This window comes from Microbacterium sp. PF5, from assembly GCF_004794315.1.
Lineage (GTDB): Bacteria > Actinomycetota > Actinomycetes > Actinomycetales > Microbacteriaceae > Microbacterium > Microbacterium sufflavum.
In genome coordinates this window covers 40436-58625 of record NZ_SSDQ01000130.1, presented here as the reverse complement: position 1 = coordinate 58625, position 18190 = coordinate 40436, and the positions used below count along the sequence as shown (strand labels likewise).

Annotated in this window: 15 protein-coding genes; 9 read left to right on the top strand and 6 right to left on the bottom strand. The window is 72.4% G+C overall.

Features of this window, described 5'->3' with window-relative positions; genetic code table 11:
• The first annotated feature begins 39 nt into the window (after window positions 1-39).
• The gene (locus tag DW297_RS11790) at window positions 40-432 is read left to right on the top strand and encodes a DUF1304 domain-containing protein (protein ID WP_136032583.1); all 393 of its coding nucleotides are present in this window, start codon (window positions 40-42) and stop codon (window positions 430-432) included.
• 50 nt (window positions 433-482) lie between these two features.
• A complete protein-coding gene (locus DW297_RS11785) occupies window positions 483-1559 on the top strand; it encodes a DNA polymerase IV (protein WP_205828282.1) in 1077 nt (358 codons plus the stop codon).
• Window positions 1560-1561: 2 nt separating this feature from the next.
• On the opposite strand, the gene DW297_RS11780 is transcribed toward DW297_RS11785, so the two are convergent.
• Both DW297_RS11780 and DW297_RS18950 read right to left on the bottom strand, forming a co-directional pair.
• Complete coding sequence (locus tag DW297_RS11780; protein WP_136032581.1) at window positions 1562-1963, bottom strand: RidA family protein; 402 nt, start codon at window positions 1961-1963, stop codon at window positions 1562-1564.
• Between the two features lie 35 nt (window positions 1964-1998).
• Complete coding sequence (locus DW297_RS18950; RefSeq protein ID WP_168442849.1) at window positions 1999-2163, bottom strand: hypothetical protein; 165 nt, start codon at window positions 2161-2163, stop codon at window positions 1999-2001.
• 143 nt (window positions 2164-2306) lie between these two features.
• Here DW297_RS18950 and DW297_RS11775 point away from each other — a divergent pair, with 143 nt between their 5' ends.
• Together DW297_RS11775 and DW297_RS11770 are read left to right on the top strand one after the other, a co-directional pair.
• The gene (locus tag DW297_RS11775; protein WP_168442848.1) at window positions 2307-3971 is read left to right on the top strand and encodes a SulP family inorganic anion transporter; all 1665 of its coding nucleotides are present in this window, start codon (window positions 2307-2309) and stop codon (window positions 3969-3971) included.
• A gap of 249 nt (window positions 3972-4220) precedes the next feature.
• Entirely contained in the window at window positions 4221-6755 is a 2535-nt protein-coding gene (locus DW297_RS11770) for a LuxR C-terminal-related transcriptional regulator (protein WP_168442847.1), read from the top strand.
• A 70-nt stretch (window positions 6756-6825) separates the two neighbouring features.
• Here the strand turns inward: DW297_RS11770 and DW297_RS11765 are convergent, their stop codons facing one another.
• The 3 genes from DW297_RS11765 to DW297_RS11755 form a co-directional block, all read right to left on the bottom strand.
• Window positions 6826-7497, bottom strand: a complete 672-nt coding sequence (locus DW297_RS11765) for a GAP family protein (RefSeq protein WP_136032577.1) — start codon at window positions 7495-7497, stop codon at window positions 6826-6828.
• A 4-nt stretch (window positions 7498-7501) separates the two neighbouring features.
• The gene (locus tag DW297_RS11760) at window positions 7502-9172 is read right to left on the bottom strand and encodes a SulP family inorganic anion transporter (RefSeq protein ID WP_136032575.1); all 1671 of its coding nucleotides are present in this window, start codon (window positions 9170-9172) and stop codon (window positions 7502-7504) included.
• A gap of 80 nt (window positions 9173-9252) precedes the next feature.
• Window positions 9253-10419 (bottom strand): AI-2E family transporter, encoded by a 1167-nt coding sequence (locus tag DW297_RS11755; RefSeq protein ID WP_240744602.1) that lies wholly within the window; start codon window positions 10417-10419, stop codon window positions 9253-9255.
• A 111-nt stretch (window positions 10420-10530) separates the two neighbouring features.
• Here DW297_RS11755 and DW297_RS11750 point away from each other — a divergent pair, with 111 nt between their 5' ends.
• Complete coding sequence (locus tag DW297_RS11750; protein ID WP_240744601.1) at window positions 10531-13056, top strand: LuxR C-terminal-related transcriptional regulator; 2526 nt, start codon at window positions 10531-10533, stop codon at window positions 13054-13056.
• 37 nt (window positions 13057-13093) lie between these two features.
• On the opposite strand, the gene DW297_RS11745 is transcribed toward DW297_RS11750, so the two are convergent.
• Complete coding sequence (locus tag DW297_RS11745) at window positions 13094-13480, bottom strand: SHOCT domain-containing protein (RefSeq protein ID WP_136032573.1); 387 nt, start codon at window positions 13478-13480, stop codon at window positions 13094-13096.
• Between the two features lie 192 nt (window positions 13481-13672).
• Between DW297_RS11745 and DW297_RS11740 the strand changes: the two genes are divergently transcribed.
• The 4 genes from DW297_RS11740 to DW297_RS11725 are packed head-to-tail and all read left to right on the top strand — an operon-like array spanning window position 13673 to window position 18139.
• Window positions 13673-14107: a DUF6325 family protein gene (locus DW297_RS11740; protein ID WP_136032571.1), complete on the top strand. Its 435-nt coding sequence runs from the start codon at window positions 13673-13675 to the stop codon at window positions 14105-14107.
• A 1-nt stretch (window position 14108) separates the two neighbouring features.
• The gene (locus tag DW297_RS11735; RefSeq protein ID WP_136032569.1) at window positions 14109-14453 is read left to right on the top strand and encodes an SHOCT domain-containing protein; all 345 of its coding nucleotides are present in this window, start codon (window positions 14109-14111) and stop codon (window positions 14451-14453) included.
• Between the two features lie 36 nt (window positions 14454-14489).
• Entirely contained in the window at window positions 14490-15791 is a 1302-nt protein-coding gene (locus tag DW297_RS11730; protein ID WP_136032567.1) for a hypothetical protein, read from the top strand.
• A 14-nt stretch (window positions 15792-15805) separates the two neighbouring features.
• Window positions 15806-18139 (top strand): sulfatase-like hydrolase/transferase, encoded by a 2334-nt coding sequence (locus tag DW297_RS11725; RefSeq protein ID WP_136032564.1) that lies wholly within the window; start codon window positions 15806-15808, stop codon window positions 18137-18139.
• Window positions 18140-18190: the final 51 nt, after the last annotated feature.

Sequence of the window (18190 nt, the reverse complement as noted above, 5' to 3'; positions counted from 1 at the left end):
CGGCTTGCCCCGCAGCGCCTCGCGACGGGACAATCGGGTGTGCTCATCGTCGGACTCGTCCTCGCCGCGGCCGCTGCGGCCTTCCACGTCTTCATCTTCGCGCTCGAGTCCCTGCGCTGGACCGAGCCGGAGACCCGCAAGATCTTCGGCGTCGCGAGCGAGGCCGACGCCGTGACCATGAAGCAGCTCGCGTTCAACCAGGGCTTCTACAACCTGTTCCTGGCGCTCACGACGCTGCTCGGCATCGGTCTCGTGATCGTCGGCGCGGCCACGGTGGGTGTGACGCTCGTGCTGGCCGGCACGGGAATGATGCTGGCCGCGGCCCTCGTCCTGGTGCTCTCCGATCGCTCGAAAGCACGCGCCGCGGCGATGCAGGGAACCCTGCCGCTGCTCGCCGTGCTCGCGACCGCGATCGGGCTCGGCCTGGGCTGAACCCCGGCGCGAGGGGTGACTTTCCCACGCACAGCCGCCACACTCGGTGCATGGCCGAGTGGGTGCTGCACGTGGACATGGACCAGTTCATCGCCGCCGTCGAGGTGCTGCGCCGCCCCGAGCTCGCCGGTCGACCCGTGATCGTCGGAGGGCGGGGCGACCCCACCGAGCGCGCGGTCGTCTCCACCGCCTCGTACGAGGCGAGGGCCTACGGGATCGGCTCGGGCATGCCGTTGAAGATCGCCGCGCGCAAGGCACCGGAGGACGCGGTGTTCCTTCCGGTCGACCACGAGGAGTATGAGCGGGCGTCGGATGCGGTGATGACGGCGCTGCGGGGGCTGCCGGGCGTGGTGGTGGAGGTGCTCGGTTGGGACGAGTGCTTCCTCGGTGTCTCGACCGACGACCCGGAAGGAGTCGCGCGGGCGGCGCAGGCGGCGGTGCGGGAGGCGACTGCACTGCACTGCTCGGTCGGCATCGGGGACAACAAGGTGCGCGCCAAGATCGCGACCGAGTTCGGAAAGCCGCGGGGGGTGTTCCGCCTCACGTCCGACAACTGGTTCGAGGTGATGGGGGAGCGCGGGACGAGAGAGCTGTGGGGGATCGGCCCCAAGGTGCAGAAGCGTCTGGCCGGGCACGGCATCACGACCGTGCGCGAGCTGGCCGACGCGGACGAGCAGGAGCTGATCGCCGAATTCGGGCCGCGGATGGGCGTGTGGTACCACGGCCTCGGCTCCGGGCTCGGGCCCACCGCGGTCGACGACACCCCCTGGGTCGCCCGCAGTCACAGCCGGGAGACCACCTACCAGCAGAACCTCACGACGCCCGAGCAGGTGGAGGCGGCGCTCCGGGAGCTCGCCGGACAGGCCTTCGACGACTGCGCGAAGGAGGGGCGGGCCGTCGTGCGTGTGCACCTCAAGGTGCGCTACGCCCCGTTCGACACCAAAACCTTCGGCCACAAGCTGCCCGCCCCCGCCACCTGCCGCGACGAGGTGGTGGCGGAGGCCCTGCGGCTCGGCGCCACCCTCGACCCCGCGCGGGAGGTGAGGCTGCTCGGCGTGCGGGCGGAGATGACGCCGCCGGACACCCCGGACACGGTGGAGCGTACCCCCGTGCGCGGCCGCCTCTGACCTCAGTCGCGGATGACCGCGGCGACCGCGCTCACCTCGATGAGGGCGCCGGGGACCCCGAGCCCTGCCACGAGGGCGGCTGTCACGAGCGGCGGCGCCCCCTCGCGCGCCAGCGTGGGTGCCACGGCACCGTACGCGGCGCGGAGATCGGCATCCTGATGGATCAGGATCGTCCAGCTGAGGACGTCGTCGAGCGACGCGCCCGCCGACTCGAGCGCCACCCGCGCGTTCTGCACCGCGCGCACGGACTGGTCCCCGACGTCGGTCGAGACGACGGCACCGGACTCGTCGACGCCGTTCTGGCCCCCGACGTAGATGGTCGTCGCCCCGGGAGGCACGACCGCGACATGGCTGAAGGCCGGGCTGGCCACGAGGCCGGCCGGCTGCGTGAGTGTGATCTGCATGCGCGCATCCTCCTCCCGGCCACCGACATCGGCATTCAGACCCGGGTCCGCTGCCACGTCGGCCGACGGTGGAGCGTGCGGATGGTCCACGGACCGTGAGGGCGCGCGGCGGGGTTCGCGCCCCCACGACCGTGCCCTTCGAGAGGGCCCCAGACGATCGCGAGATCGAGCACGTCGGTGCCGTCGGACTTCGGCGGCACGGTGGGACGATACTCGCGGTGGGAGCGCTGCCGCACCGGGTGGCGCGCGAGTTCACCCGGGTGATCGGCGGGGCGGCCCGGCCGGAAGCGCGCGGCGCGTCGGTCCACCGCAGTACGCTTCCCTCACGGTGGAGGGAGAACGGATGGGCGCGAGGCGCAGGCCGCCCTGGCTGCTCAGCACTCTCGACGGGTATCGACGCGGATGGGTGACGGGCGACGTCGTCGCCGGTCTCGCCGCGGGAGCCGTGGTCGTGCCGCAGGCGATGGCCTATGCGACGATCGCCAACCTCCCCGTGCAGGTGGGCCTCTACACGTGCATCGTGCCGATGCTGGTGTACGCGGTGCTGGGCGGCAGTCGCGCCATGAGCGTGTCGACCACGTCGACCATCGCCACGCTGACCGCCACGACCCTGGTCTCGGCCGGGGTCGCCGCGGGGTCGGACGACGCCCTCGGCTCGCTCATGATGCTCACGCTCCTCGTGGGCGCGATCCTGCTGCTGGCGCGGCTGTGCCGCCTCGGGAGCCTGGTGGAGAACATCAGCGGGGCGACCGTGCTGGGGCTCAAGATCGGGGTCGGTGCGACCGTGGCCGTCGGGCAGCTGCCGAAACTCCTGGGAGAGACGTTCGACTTCTCCGGACACGGCTTCCTGCGGTCGCTCGTCGCCGTGGGCGAGGCGGCGGCGAGTGTGAACCCGGCGACCGTGCTGCTGTCGACCGGATCGATCGCGGTGCTGCTGCTGTGCCGACGCTTCCTCCCCCGGGTCCCCGGCGCCCTGGTGGTCGTGCTCGGCGGCATCGTCCTGGTGGGCCTGGGCCACATCGACCGGCTCGGCGTCGATCTGATCGAACCGGTCCCCAGCGGCCTTCCCGTGCCCGGGGTGCCCGACTTCGCACAGGCTCCCGTCCTCGTTCCCGGTGCCCTCGCGATCGCCGTGATGGCGTTCCTCGAGTCGGCGGCGGTCGCCCGCAGCCTGCGACGGCCCGCCGAGCCTCCGATCGACAGCGACCAGGAGCTGCTCGCCACGGGCGCGGCCAACACGGTCGGCTCGTTCTTCGCCGCGATGCCGGCCGCCGGGGGCTTCTCCCAGAGCGCGGTGAACCAGGGCGCCGGGGCGCGCACCCAACTCGCGACGCTCGTCACCGTGGTCCTCGCGGTGCTCGTGGCGCTGTTCCTCGGCCCGGTCCTGAGCCTGCTGCCGGAGGCCACTCTCGCCGCGCTGGTGTTCATCGCGGTCGTCGGACTGGTCGACGTGCCGCAGCTCGTGCGCTGGTTCCGGATCAGCCGCACGGACTTCTGGATCGCGACCGCGGTCGCGGTGATCGGACTGACGGCCGGGCTGCTCCCGGCCGTCGCGATCGGGGTGGTCGTGACGCTGATCCTGGTGCTGCGCGAGCTGAACGTGCCGCGGGTGCGCGTGACGACGCGCGTGGGCCCCGTGGTCGCGATCGAGCTGGAGCGGGGACTGTACACCGCGAACGCCCTCGCGAACGAACGGCTCGTGCTCGACACCGTCGCGGGTCTGCAGCCCCCGGTGACCGCGGTGGTGCTCGGGATGCAGCAGCAGACGGCGGTGTCCATCACCGTGCTCGACGCGCTGGAGGAACTGGATCGCGAGCTTGCGCAGCGGGGGGTGACGATGCACGTCGCGGCCCTGCCTGACGGGGCGGCGGAGGTCGCCGGGCGGGTGCCCTGGTTCGCGGGACTGGAACGGCAGGGACGGGTGCACGCGACCGTCGACATCGGGGTGGGCAACGCCGGCGGCGTGCAGGGCGACGTGCACCCGGACGACGCCCGCGACGACCGCTGACCCGCGCGAGGGAGAGGCCGCGGCGGGCCGACACGGCGCGGCGCTGATCTGGCGGGGCCGCGGTCCCTCATCGCGGGCGTCGGCGGGTCGGGGCGTCGGCCCCGCCGTGAGCAGGGGCATGCCCTTGCGGAACCGCTCTCATCGGGGAATATACTGCCGCCGAGGGGGAGAGCCGCTTCAGGATCGGGGGGACCGATGACGGAAGATGCTCGACACGGAGGTGGGACGACCAGTCCCATCCCCACATCGATGAAGGGCGAGGTACGGAGGGAACGACTGCTGACCCGGCTCAGCGCCGCGATGGACGAGCCGTGGTCGCTCACGCTCGTGGGCGCGCCGGCCGGCGCCGGCAAGACGCGGCTGCTCGCGCAGTGGTCGCGTGAGCTGCGCGAGCACGCCGACGTCGAGGTCGTGTGGGTCGCGATGGAGCGCGGCGACGGCGTCGACGCCCTGATCGCGGGTCTCGAACGGATCCCCGATCCCGCACTGCAGCGCGGCTTCGCCCGCGTGCCCCGCGGTCACGGGGCGGCCACCATGCGCGGACTCGCCAGGGCGCTCGACGCGGCCCGCAGACGGATCGTGATCATCGTCGACGACGTGCACCACCTTCAGGACGACGAGTCCGCCCACCTGATGTCGGTGTTCGTGCAGACGGTCCCCGGCGACGTGCACGTCGTCCTGTCCGGTCGCGGCACGCGCATGATCCCGCTGGCCCGTCGTCGGCTCAGCGGCATCGCCCTCGAACTCGACGGTGCTGCCCTGGCGTTCCGTCCCGACGAGATCCAGGCGTTCTTCGCGCTCCGCGACCTGCACCTGAACCCGAGCGAGATCGCCGCGCTGCTGACCCGCACCGCGGGGTGGGCCGCGGCGCTGCAGCTCATGATGCTCAACGCCCCCGGCGGGGGCCCGGTCGGGGCCTACCCGCTCCGGGGAGACGACCCCGACGTGGTCGACTACTTCGTGGAGGAGGTCTTCGGAGACCTCAGTGACGAGCTGCGCGGCTTCCTGGAGACGACGGCCGTCCCCGAGTCGTTCACGACCGCACTCGCGACCGCCCTCTGCGGCAGCGCACGCGCGGGCGCTCTGATCGAGCGGTTGCTGCGGCTCAACGTGCTCGCCGGCCCGGACGGCGCCGACCCCCCGCGGTACCACTACCACCCGCTGCTGCGCGCTTTCCTGCTCGGGCGCCTGCGCGCCAGGGGCAGCAGCGAGCCCGCCCGGCTCGAGGGCATCGCGTCGGCGTGGTTCGACGGGCAGGGGGAGGCCCTTCCCGCACTGGTCCACGCCGTGCGCAGCGGAGAGGAGTTCTGCGTCTCGGCGATCCTCCGTCGCAGCGGCATGCAGCTCGTGCTCGACGGCCACCCCGACGAGGTCGTCGCGGCGACCGGGGAGCTGACCGCGCAGCGCCGCGCGGAGCCGGGGGTGCGGATGCTGATCGCGGCGGCCGAGCTCACCCGCGGGAACGCGTCCGCGGCGGTCGCGGCGCTGTCGTCGACGCCGGAGACGGACGAGTCGGACGTGCACCGGGCGTGGAGGCGGGGGCTCGCGCTGCACACGGCACTGCGCCGAGGGGGGATCGAGGACGCGCTCGCCGCGGTGGGCTCGGAGCTCCGCACGCCGACGGGCGAGGAGCGGATCGACGCCTACGCGACGCTGCAGCTCGCGATGGCCCAGCTCTTCACCGGTCGGCTGGAGCAGTCCGAGGTGTCGGCCAGACGGGCGGCCGACCTGGCGCGGGCGATCGGTGCCGTATCGGCGGAGCTGCAGGCGGAGACCGCGCTCCTCACGACAGCCCTGTTCCGCGGGCGGCTGCGCGAGGTGATGGACGCGAGTGCGGCCCTGGACGAGCGGTGGCACGAGCTCGGCGCACCGGACAACGCGTTCGTCGAGGTCGCCCGGGTGTGGCGATCGTGGGTGCCTTACGAGGCCATGAACCTGCTCGACGCGAGTCCGGCGCTGCTGCCGTCGGCGCGGGTCCTCGACGCGGGAGGGGAGACCGCGATCGCGCGGGGGCTGCACGGGTTGCAGGCACTGCTCGCCGCGGACACGGTCGACGACGCCCACGCCGCGGCCATGGCGCTGTTCGACTTCCTCGCGCCGCGGGAGGATCTCCCGTTGCCGGTGCACTGGTACCCCATGATGGCGCCGTTCGTGGTGCACGCGTTCCACCGTCTGAACGAGCCCACGATCCGCGACCGCTTCATCGACGAGGTGGAGGCGGCGCTCGGCGAGACCGGGGACGTGCTGGTCCTCCGTGCGCTCGCCGCGATGCACGACCGACGGCCCGGTGTCGCGCGCGGAGCCCTCGTCCCGGTGCTGGAGGGGGCCGCACGCTGCCTGCTGCCGGCGTCGATGATCGACGCCTGGCTGGTGGAGTCGCACCTCGACGTGGAGGACGCCGAGCCGGATCGGGCGCAGTTCGCCCTCGCCACCGCGCTGGCGCTCGCCGAGCCGGAGGACCACGTCCGCCGGGTCGCGGAGGCCGGGACGGTCGTGACGCAGCTGCTGGCGGCACGAGCGACCCCCGGTTCGCGCACCCGGTTCGCCGACCGCGTGCGCGAGCGGTTCACCGCCGCCGGCGTCCTGGCGGAGGAGGAGCTGACGCACCGCGAGCGCATCGTGCTGGCCGCCCTGTGCCGCAACGCCACGCTGCGGGAGATCGCCGCGCAGGAGTACATCTCCCCGAACACGGTCAAGACCCACGTGCGCAACATCTACCGCAAGCTCGGCGTGTCCGACCGCGAGGGGGTGACGGCGGCCGCCCACGCGCTCGGCATCGGGTGATCCCCGCTCGACGCGAGGTGGTCACAGCGGTCCCGCGTCGTTCCCGTTCCCGCGCGCCGGCTGCGGCGACTCAGAACGCGGCGATGCCCTTGCCGATCATCGACACGCCGATGACGAGGAGGAGCACGGCCATGATGACCGCGTTCTCCTGGGCGAGCCAGGCGCGCAGAGCGTCGAGCGGGCCCCGCAGCCGCTCGGCCGCGACCAGGTACCCCACCACCGGTACGAGGACCGTCGACGCGGCGATCAGCGTGAACACGCCGATCACCACGACCAGGGCCCCGCCGTCCAGGCCGGCCGCGCCGATGTCCACCCCCGCTCCCGCCGCCATCAGCAGGTTCTTCGGGTTCACGGCGGAGAGCAGGAATCCGAGCCCGAGTGCCATCGGGAACCGCATCGTGTCGATCGCCTTCATCCACGCCGGCATGCTGGCCGTGCGACCGGCGCCGGGGCGACGGCGCCACTGTCCCACCGCGAGCAGCAGCAGGCCGACGCCGAGCAGCAGCTGCACGGTGCCGCGGATGGGTCGCGAGGCGTCGGGGTCCTGCTCGGGGAGCACGGCGGACAGCAGCGTGAACACGCTCACGGCGACCACGATGCCCGCGATCCAGCCCAGGAGGAAGCCCACGCTCGTGACGCGCGCCTTGGGCGACAGCAGCATCAGGATCGCCGCGATGATGGGGATCGGGCTGATCGCGATGCCGAGCGCGAGGGGGAGGACACTTCCGATGGCGGCTCCCATGGGTCTACCTCTCGTCGGGCGCCGGCTCGGGGACCAACGCGGTGAGGGCGGCGATCGCCGCGCGGTTGGTGGCGTGCAGCGGCTCGCCGTCGAGCAGGTCCAGCTCGGACAGCCGCCGCCAGGTGTTCGCGCGGACGCGGCTGAACGACAGCGAGATCGAGCGGTCGGCGAGCCAGCGTTTGAGAGCGGCGAACGACTCGGCGCCCGTGACGTCGACGTCGGTCACGGCCTCCATGTCGACGACGAGGTGCTGCACCGCGCCGTCGCCCGCGGCCCGGATCGCCTCCTTCACCGCGGACGTGAACACCGTGCCGTTGGCGAAGAAGAGCGGCGCGGCCAGGCGCACCACGATGATGCCCGGTGCCGTCGTCGTTCCGGACGGCGCGTCCTCCAGCAGCGACTCCGCCGGATCGCCCGAGGCCTCCAGCACGTCGATCGCGGGGGAGGCCGCGCGCTTGGCGAGGTTGATGAGGGCCAGCACGAACGCGACGAGGATCCCGGGGATCGAACCGATCAGGAGCGTGACGAGGAAGCAGACCGCGCCGATCAGGAACTCGAACCGGTCCTTGCGCCACAGGTCGATGAACTCCCGCACGCCCAGCAGCGGAATGATGGCGACGCCCACGATCGCCCCGATCGCCGGCGAGGGGATGTCCTCCAGCAGCGCCGTCCCGAACAGCAGCAGGAGGAGGGTGCCGACGGCGAGCACGACCGCGGGCAGCTGCGTGCGCGAGCCCGCCTGGTCCATCGCGGCCGTGCGCGACGTGGACGAGCCGACCGCGAAGCTGCCCTGCGCGCCGGCTGCGACGTTCGCGACCCCGAACGCGAGCAGGTCGCGGTTGGCCCGAAACGGGTACCCGTGCTTCTCCGCGTACGACCGCGACACCAGCAGGCCCTCGGCCGTGGTGACCAGGGTGAGCGCGATCGCGGACGGCACGAGCGCCAGCCACGTGCCCCAGTCCAGCACGGGCCACGTCAGCGCGGGGGGACCGGCGGGGACGGCGCCCAGCACGTCGACCCCGCGGTCGTCGAGCCCAGCCAGCAGCACGAGCACGGTCGTCAGGATCAGGACGACGAGTGCCCACGGGACCGCGCGCAGGAAGGCCTTCCCGATCAGGAGGACCGCGACCGAGCCGGCGGCGATCAGCAGGGACCAGCCGTTGAGCGAGGGCAGTCCGCCGATCAGCGCAACTGTCTTCTCGGGGAACTCGGCACCGGAGTCGATCTTCACGCCCAGCATCTTGGCGATCTGGCTCACCATGATGTCCAGCGCGAGGCCGCCCACGAAGCCGACCAGGATCGGCTTCGACAGGAAGTCGGCGAGGAAGCCGAGCCGGAACACCGCCAGGAGCACGAACATCAGCCCGGACAGCACGGCCTGCGCGAGTGCGAGCGTGGCGTAGTCGGCGCTCCCGGCCACGGCCAGCCCGCCGACGGACGAGGCGACGAGCGCGGCCGCCGCCGCGTCGGGAGAGGCGACGAGCTGCCGCGACGACACGACCAGCGCGTACAGCACGGTGGGGACGATCAGCGCGTAGAGCCCGGCGGTCGCGGGCAGCCCGGCGATCTGGGCGTATCCGATGTTCAACGGGATGGCGATCGCGAGCAGGGTGACGCCCGCCGTCACCTCCGTGAGGGCGTTGCGCGCCGTCAGACCGGCGAGCGGTCGTTGCATCCCCGCCTCCTCTCGCCGCGGCACCGAGCGCCGCGCGTCCACCCTTCCACCGCGGCGCGTGCCCTCGCCAGCGGGATCGGTCAAGCTCCCCCTGGTGATTTCCGGTCGGGCTCTGCGGCGGGATCGGGCTCTGCGGCGGGGTCGGGCTCCGGTCGTGCGGGAACGGTCGGGGGCAGAGCGGCCGAGCGGTCGCCGGACAGCCAGCGCAGCCACGTGCTCCCCGGGTCGACCTCCAGCACCAGCGTGCGCACGAACAGCGTGAGCGGCACCGCGAGGATCGCCCCGAGCGGACCGATCACGAAGGTCCAGAACACCACCGAGAAGAAGCTCAGCGTCAGGCTCAGGTCGACCGCGTCGCTCACGAACTTCGGCTGCACGAGAACCTGCAGCACGACGTTGACGACGCAGTACACCGCGACGACGGCGAGAAGGAGGGGCCAGCCGCCCACCACGAGCGCCAGCACCGCGGGCGGGATGAGGCCGAGCACGAACCCGATGTTCGGCACGAAGTTCGTCACGAACGCGAGGATCGCCCAGACGAGCGGCGCTGGCACGCCCATCCACCACAGGGCGAGCCCGTCGATCACGGCGACGATCGCGCCGAAGATCGCGTTGACGACGAAGTAGCGGCGCACGCCGCGGTTCAGTCGGGTGATGCGCTCGATCGACGCCCGACGCGTCGTCCCGAACACCTCGCCCGCCCGCTGGTATCGGGCCGCGTCGACCGCGAGGAACACGATGTACGCGCACACGAAGAACAGTGCGGTCGCGACGCCGACCACGGTGCCGCCCACCCGGCTCGCGGCGGCCAGGAGCGTCTCGGGGTCGAGGACGGAAGCCGCGGTGTCGGTCGCGGCGTCCTCGAGCCCGAGCGACTGCAGCAGTGCGACCAGGTCGTCGGCCGTGCGACGGAGGCTGCCGTCCGTCGCGAGGTCGCCGATCAGCCCGGCGAACTGGATCCCGGCGAGCCACAGCAGGGCGCCCATCGCCACGAGGATCGCGATCGACACCACGATCACGGCGGTGGATCCCGTCCACGCCGGCCAGCCGCGCCGCCCGAAGGGACGGCGCACGGGATCGCACACCACGACGATGACGACGGCGAGGGCGAGGGGGCTGAACACGTCCCGCGCGACGGAGAGGCCCGCGAGCGCGATGGCGCCGGCGGCCAGGGCCAGCAGGACGCGCAGGGAGGGGGACAGGGAGCCGTCGATGACGCGTTCGGGGGAGGTGGGGGAGGTGGTCACGCGGTCAGCGTAGCCCCGCGCGGGGGCGTGCGCCGTGGCCCGTCCTTCTCATCCGGGTGAGAATCCTCGCGGTCCGCATGCGGTCGCGCGGCCGTCACTAGGGTGACTGCCATGTCGTCCCCCCTGCGTCAGACGAGTCCAGGGCCGACCATGCGGTTCCGGCCGCCGGGCCCGCAGCCCGGCGTGCTGCGACGCGACCGGGTGACCGAGGCACTGCACGCGGCGGTCGCCGGCGCGCCGGTCACCGTCGTGAGTGCTCCCTCCGGTTTCGGCAAGACCACGGCCGTGGCACAGTGGGCGACGAGCGTGGACCGGGTGGCGTGGCTCGCGCTGAGCCCGTTCGACGTCGACCCCGCGCGGCTGACCCGCGGCGTCGTCGAGGCGCTTCGGGCGACCAGCGGCGACGCCTCCGAGCGCGACCTGCCCGCCCTCACGAACCCGGAGCGTGCGTACGAGGAGATCTGCCGGGTCTTCGGCGACCGCGACGCGCGGGTGCACCTGGTGGTGGACGACGCGCACCGGGCGGGGGAGCGGTGGCGCCACGGCCTTCTCGGCATGCTCGCGGAGCAGCCGCCGGACGGTCTGCGGCTGGTGCTGGTGGGGACGACGCTGCTCGAGCTGACCCTGAGCCGCCAGCGCGTGACCGCCCCGGAGGGGTTCCTCGGGGCCGACCTTCTGAGCTTCACGCGCGAGGAGGTGGCGCGGCTCGCTCCCGCCGCGCGAGAGGGCCTCGGCGCGGACGCGATCGTGGAGGAGACGGGCGGGTGGCCGATCGCCGTCCGGCTCATGATGATCGGTGGTGCCCGCCCGGAGCGGAGCGCCCCGAGCGCGTCGAGCTTCCTCGGCGAGTACGTGCGCGAGCACGTGCTGGGTGCCCTGCCGCCGGAGGTCGCCCGTTTCGTGCTCGACGCCACCGTCTGCGCCGAGCTCACGCCCGAGCTCTCCGCGCAGGTGACGCAGCGCGAGGACGCCGCGGAGCTGCTGGAGGCATGCGTGCGACTGGGGCTGTTCCTCGACCGGTTCGACGGACCGCACGGCCCGGTCTATCGCTGGCACCGCACGTTCGCCCGCCGCTGTGGTGAGATCGCGGCGGCCGATCGCGACCGGCTCGCCGACGTGCACCGTCGAGCGGCCGCGACACTGGCCGAGTCCGATCCGGTCGCCGCAATCGGGCACGCCCTGCGGGGCGGTGAGCCCGACGTCGCGCGCACCATCCTCGATCGACACTGGCTCGGGCTCGTCGTGGGCGGGAGCGCCGCCGAGGTCGAGCACGCGGTGACGGAGCTACGGCGGCACGACCCCGACGACCCCGATCTCCTCCTCGTGCAGGCGTGCGCGTGCGATGCGCTCGGCGAGCGCCACGTGGCACGCGAGCTGTTCCAGCGGGCGCACGCGCTGCGGGACCGCGACGGGGTGCCGGCGTCGACGGTCGTGCCGGTCGCGCGGCTGCTGCTCGCGGACGACAGCGCCGACGTGGTGGAGGCCAGCGCGCAGGTGCACGCGCTGCTGCACGACGCCACGGCGGTGGAGGTCGCAGACCGCACCGCGCTCGACTACCTGCTGGGCTGGAGCGAGATCCGTCATCGCGGCGACCCCGCACTGCCGGTCGAGTACTTCGCCGCCGCGGCGCGGGAGGCCGAGCGCTCGGCCGACCCCGAGCGCGTGCGTTGGTCGCTCGCCCAACTCGCGTTCGGACAGGTCTGGGCCGGTCGCGTGGTCGACGCTCGCGACACGCTCGCCCGCATCGCCCCGCACGTCTCCGACGAACGGCATCGGGGAGGGACCGAGGCTGCCGCGGCCGGGTTCGTCGCCTACTGGTCGGGCGACAGCGCGGACGCGACGGAGTCGTTCTCCGCGGTCCTCGACGGCGGAGAAGCCGATCGGGTGGTCGCCGGGCTGTCGAGGATGATGATCGCCTACGCGGCGGCCGAGACCGGCGACGTGGCCGCGTGCCGTCGCGCGGCGATCGCGGTGCAGGAGATCCCGCTGGAGGTGATCCGCGGGTTCAGCTGGGCGGCGCTGCGGGAATCGGCCGTGGCGCTGCTCGACGAGGCCGTAGGCAATGGCGAGCGCGCCCGCCGGATCGCGGCACGCTCGGTGCAGCGTCCCGACCTTCCGCTGGTGAACGTCGCGCTCGCCGGCGTGCTTCGTCGCGCGGAGGAGTACCCCGCGGCGCTGGAGTCGCTGCGCTCGCTGCGGGGGTACGCCGAGGTGTCGTACGTCAAGGCGTCGACGCTGATCACGGCCGCCGTGATGCGGCGGCACGCGGGGCGGCACGAGGAGGCGCACGAGCTGTGCGAGGCGGCCGTCGCTGTCGCGTCCGGCGAGGGGATCCGCGTGCTGTTCGGGCCGCGCGAGGTGGCCGTGCGGCGGCTGCTGCACGAGCACGTGCACTTCGGCACGCAGTTCGAGGACTTCATCGGCCGCTGCCTCGCGATGGACGCGGCGGGCTCGCTCGCGGATCGGCTGTCCGAGCGGGAGCGCGAGGTGTTCCAGCAGTTGCAGACCGCACGGACGCTGCCCGAGATCGCACGGGAGCTGTCGGTGTCCGTCAACACGGTCAAGACGCATCAGCGGGCGATCTACCGCAAGCTCGGGGTGTCGTCGCGCCGGGAGGCCGTGCGCTCGACGGTGTGAACGGGGGCGCCGCGTTCGACGGCCCCGTCCACCCGGGTCAGGCGAGGGCGCGCGCCTTGATCGCGGCGAACTCGGCGTCGGTGATGGTGCCGGCCGCGAGCAGTTTCGAGGCCTTCTCGATCTCGTCGGTCGCGCTGGTCCCTGCGACGCTGCGGATGTACGTATCGGCGGCGTCCTGCTGCTGTCGGTAGGAGGCGGCCGCACGTTCGGCCATTCCCCGCCCGCGCGCGATCAGGTAGATGAGCGCGGTGAGGAAGGGCACGAAGATCAGGAAGATGATCCACACGGCCTTCCACCAGCCGTTCAGCGCGTGGTCGCGGAACAGGTCGGCGACGATGTTGAACAGCACCATGAGGTAGGAGACGAATACGAACACCCAGAAGAACCACCAGATGATGTCCCAGAAGCTTTCCCAGAACGACACGTCGGACCCCTTTCGTCGATGAGCAGGTGAGGTGATCGTGGCAGCGACCACGGTGCCGGCCGTGGCGGTGGTCACCCGATCCGGGCGAGTCGCCGTCGTCGCAGCTCACCCCGCCCGGGTGATCCCCTCGTGAGGGCCACGCGACGATGGTGCGAGCATGACGCCGTTGATCCGCGCGAGGAAGGCGGTGCCATGAACGATTTCCGGTTCGGCCCGGTCGAGCTCTATCTGGTGGGGTTCGAGGGCGATCGACCCGACCCCGGCACCTTCCGTGCTCTCGCCGACGTCGCCGAGAGCGGCGTCGTCCGGATCCTGGACATCGTGCTCGTCGGCAAGACGACCGACGGGGACATCGAGATCCTGGAGTTGGAGGACGACGCCGAGCAGCTCGGGCTCGCCGGGTTCGCCCCCATCGTCTCCGGTCTCGCGGGGGAGGAAGACGTGGAGCTGTTGGCCGGCGAGCTCGATCCTGGTCGTTCGGCGGCGGTCGTGGTCCTGGAACTCGCGTTCGCCCGCGTGCTCGCGCACGACCTCGCGGCCGCGGGTGGACGGGTGCTGCGCACGGAGCGCGTCCCCGCACCCGTGGTGAATGCGCTCATCGACATCCTCGACCAGGAGGGGGACTGACATGCCTCTGCGGAGATTCGGACGGCCGGGACTGCTGGGCCTCGCCGCGCGCACGGCCGTGGTCGCCGGCACGGCGACGGCCGTCACCGGGGCGGCGCAGCGGCACCAGGCCCGCCGGGCGCAGGAGGAGTACGAGCAGCAGCAGTACGAGGCCGCGCAGCAGCAGGCGCAGGTCGAGGCGACCGTGCGCGACGCCACGGCCCCCGCCACGCCACCCGCGCCACCGACGGCTCCCGCCGGCGACGACCTGATCGCGAAGTTGCAGCAGCTCGCGGCGATGCAGCAGGCCGGCGTGCTGTCGGCGGAGGAGTTCGCGGCGGCGAAGCAGCGGCTGCTCGGCACCTAGCCGCCGGTGCACCACGACGACGATCGAGGAGGACCGATGGGCGAGCTCGACGAGCTGCGGGCGCGGGTCGAGCTGCTCGAGCGCGAGAACGAGGCCCTGCGCACGCCGCGCCGTCGGCCCGCCGCGCGCAGCATCCTCGCCGGGGTCGTGCTCGCGGTGGCGGTGCTGCTCGCGCCCGTCGCCGTGCTCGGAACCTGGGCCCGCCTCCAGCTCGTGGACGCGGACCGCTTCGTCGCCACGTTCGGGCCGCTCGCAGACGACCCCGACGTGCAGGACTTCGTCGCCGACCAGGTGAGCGCCGCGATCGACGAGCAGGTCGACCTCGACGCCGTCGTCGGCGAGCTGTTCGACGGGCTGCGCTCGCTCGACCTGCCGCCCCGCGCCGAGTCCGCGCTCACGCTCCTCCAGGCTCCGGCGGCGTCGGGGCTGTCGTCCCTGATCGACGGCGTGGTGCACGACGTCGTGTCGTCCGCGCAGTTCGCCGACATCTGGGCGCAGTCGCTGCGGGTCGCGCACGAGCGTGCGGTCGCCGTGCTGCAGGACGAGCCGGGGACCGCGCTGCAGCTGGCCGACGACGGGGTGCTGTCGCTCGACCTCGGTGTGGTGATCGAGCGCGTGAAAGATGCACTGGCGGAGCGCGGTGTCGGCGTGGCAGACCTGATCCCGGTGATCGACCGCTCCATCCCGATCGCCCAGGCCGATGCCCTCGTGCTCGTCCGGGCGCTGTACCAGGTCGCGGTCGCGGCGGGTTTCTGGTTGCCGTGGGTGTTGGCGGGGCTCGTGGTGCTGGGGGTGCTGCTGGCCCGCGACCGACCACGGGCGCTGCTGTGGACGAGTGTCGCGCTCGCCGCGGCCTTCCTGTTGCTGGCTGCCGGCCTGGGCATCGGCCGCTCGTTCTTCCTGGGCGCGGTGAGCCCGTCGATCATGACCGCTGCGGCGGCGGCGTCGCTGTTCGATGAGGTGACGGCGCTGCTGTCCTCGACGGTCGCGGCGCTCGCCCTGTCGGCGGTGCTGGTCGCGCTGTGGGCCTGGGTCGCCGGGTCGTCCCGCGCCGCGGTGCGCACGCGGACGGCCGTGGAGAGCGGTGTCGCCGCGCTCCGGGGCGCCGCGGAGCGTCACGGTGTCTCCACGGGGCGGTTCGGTGTGGCGGTTGACCGGTACCGCGGGCCGATCCTGGTCGCGGGGCTCGTCGTCGCGCTCCTCCTGCTGATCGTCCTGCGGCCGGTGTCGTTCGGTGCCGTGGTGGGCGTCGCGGCGGGCGTACTGGTGCTCGTCGTGCTGGTGGAGCTGCTGCGTCGCCCGCCCATCGCGCCGACGGTACCGGAGGAAAACCCATGAGAGAAGGAGTGGACATGTCGGACTTCAACGCGGACTTCACCGGAGAGATCCGGCTCGATGTGCGGGACTCGACGCCGGACTGGTCGCCGTACGAGCTGCGGACCGCACCGGACGGCGCGCCGAACGTGCTGGTGGTGCTGTACGACGACACGGGCCTCGCGTCCTGGTCGCCGTACGGCGGACGCATCAGCATGCCGACCATGGACCGGCTCGCGCAGAACGGACTCACCTATACGCAGTGGCACACCACGGCGCTGTGCTCGCCGACGCGGTCGACCATGCTTACCGGCCGCAACCATCACGTCAACCGCGCCGGGGTGATCATGGAGGGCACCACGGGGTTCCCGGGCTTCGCGGGACGGCTGCCCGCCGAGTGCGCGACGATCGGGCAGGTGCTGCAGGACAACGGCTACTCCACGTTCTGGGTCGGCAAGAACCACAACGTGCCGGAGGAGGACATCGCCCCGGGTGGCAACCGCTCGATGTGGCCGCTGCAGCTCGGCTTCGACCGGTTCTACGGCTTCCTCGGCGGCGAGACGAACAACTGGTACCCCGATCTCGTCGAGGACAACCATTTCATCGACGCCCCCGCGACGCCGGAGGAGGGGTACCACCTGTCGAAGGACCTCGCCGACCAGGCGCTCACGATGATCCGCAACCAGCAGGCGTCGAACCCGTCGAAGCCCTGGTACCTCTGGTTCTGTCCCGGTGCGAACCACGCCCCGCATCACGCGCCGCAGGAGTACATCGACAAGTACAGGGGGATGTTCGATGACGGCTACGACGCGTACCGGGAGTGGGTGCTCGCGCGCATGATCGACAGGGGCGTGCTGCCCGAGGGCACCGCGCTCACCCCGTTCAACCCGATGCCGGACGACGTCGCGAACCCGGCCGATCACGTGCGGCCGTGGTCGGAGCTGAACGACGACGAGCGGCGCCTGTTCTCCCGCATGGCCGAGGTGTTCGCCGGGTTCAGCGAGTACACCGATGCGCAGGTCGGCCGCATCATCGACTATCTGGAGGAGACCGGACAGCTCGACAACACCCTCGTGTTCTACTGTGCCGACAACGGCGCATCGGGGGAGGGCTCGCCCGACGGCTCGGTCAACGAGAACAAGTTCTTCAACGGCTTCCCCGACGACCTCGCCGAGAACCTGGCGATGATCGACCACCTCGGCTCCGCGGACACCTACAACCACTATCCGACCGGGTGGGCCGCGGCGTTCTCGACGCCCTTCCCGATGTTCAAGCGCTACTCCCAGTACTCGGGCGGCACGTGCGACCCGATGGTGATCCACTGGCCCCAGGGCATCGCGGCGAAGGGAGAGCTGCGCCACCAGTACCACCACTCGGTCGACATCGTGGCGACCGTGCTCGACGTGATCGGCGTCGAGATGCCGGAGACGTACCGCGGGGTGACGCAGCGTCCGCTCGACGGCGTCTCGATGAGGTACAGCTTCGACGCGGCTCCCGACGGCCCGAGCGAGAAGCACGTCCAGTACTACGCGATGCTCGGCACGCGCGGCATCTGGAAGGACGGGTGGAAGGCCGCCGCCGTGCACGCACCGCTCACGGGCACGGGGCACTTCGAGGACGACGCGTGGGAGCTGTTCCACGTGGCCGAGGACCGCGCGGAGGCGCACGACCTCGCCGCCACGCATCCGGAGAAGCTCCGCGAGCTCATCGACGCGTGGTTCGCGGAGGCCGAGGCGAACTTCGCGCTGCCGCTGGACGACCGGTCCGCCAGGGAACTGCTGACCGTGCAGCGCCCGCAGGCCGAACGGCCCCGCGAGCGGTACGTGTACTACCCGGGCACGGCCGCGGTGCCCGAGAGCGTCGCGGTGAACGTGCGCGGCCGGTCGTTCAAGATCATCGCCGACGCGGTGCTCGAGGACGGGGCGCAGGGCGTGCTGTTCGCGCACGGCTCCCGGTTCGGCGGGCACTCGCTGTTCGTGAAGGACGGCCGGCTCACCTACGTGTACAACTTCCTGGGCATCCCGCCCGAGCAGACCTTCACGTCGGAGCCGCTCACGCCGGGCCCGCACACGCTCGGCGTGGAGTTCGTGCGGGAGGGGGCGGGTGAGCACGGGGAGTCCGTGGGCACCGCGACGCTGTACGTCGACGACCGGGCGGTGGCGTCCGGGCCGATGCGGGCGCAGGTGGGCAAGTTCACCCTGTGCGGGGACGGCCTCTGCGTCGGCTGGGACAGCGCCGACCCGGTGAGCCGCCAGTACGGCAGTGACTTCCCGTTCACGGGCGGCAAGCTGCTGGGCGTGGGGATCGACGTGAGCGCCGAGCAGTACCTCGACCTGGAGCTGGAGGCGGCCGCGATGCTCTCCCGCGAGTAGCGGCCGCCGGAGTCGCCCGGCACGGCCCGGCCCCGCGGACGGCCCCTACGA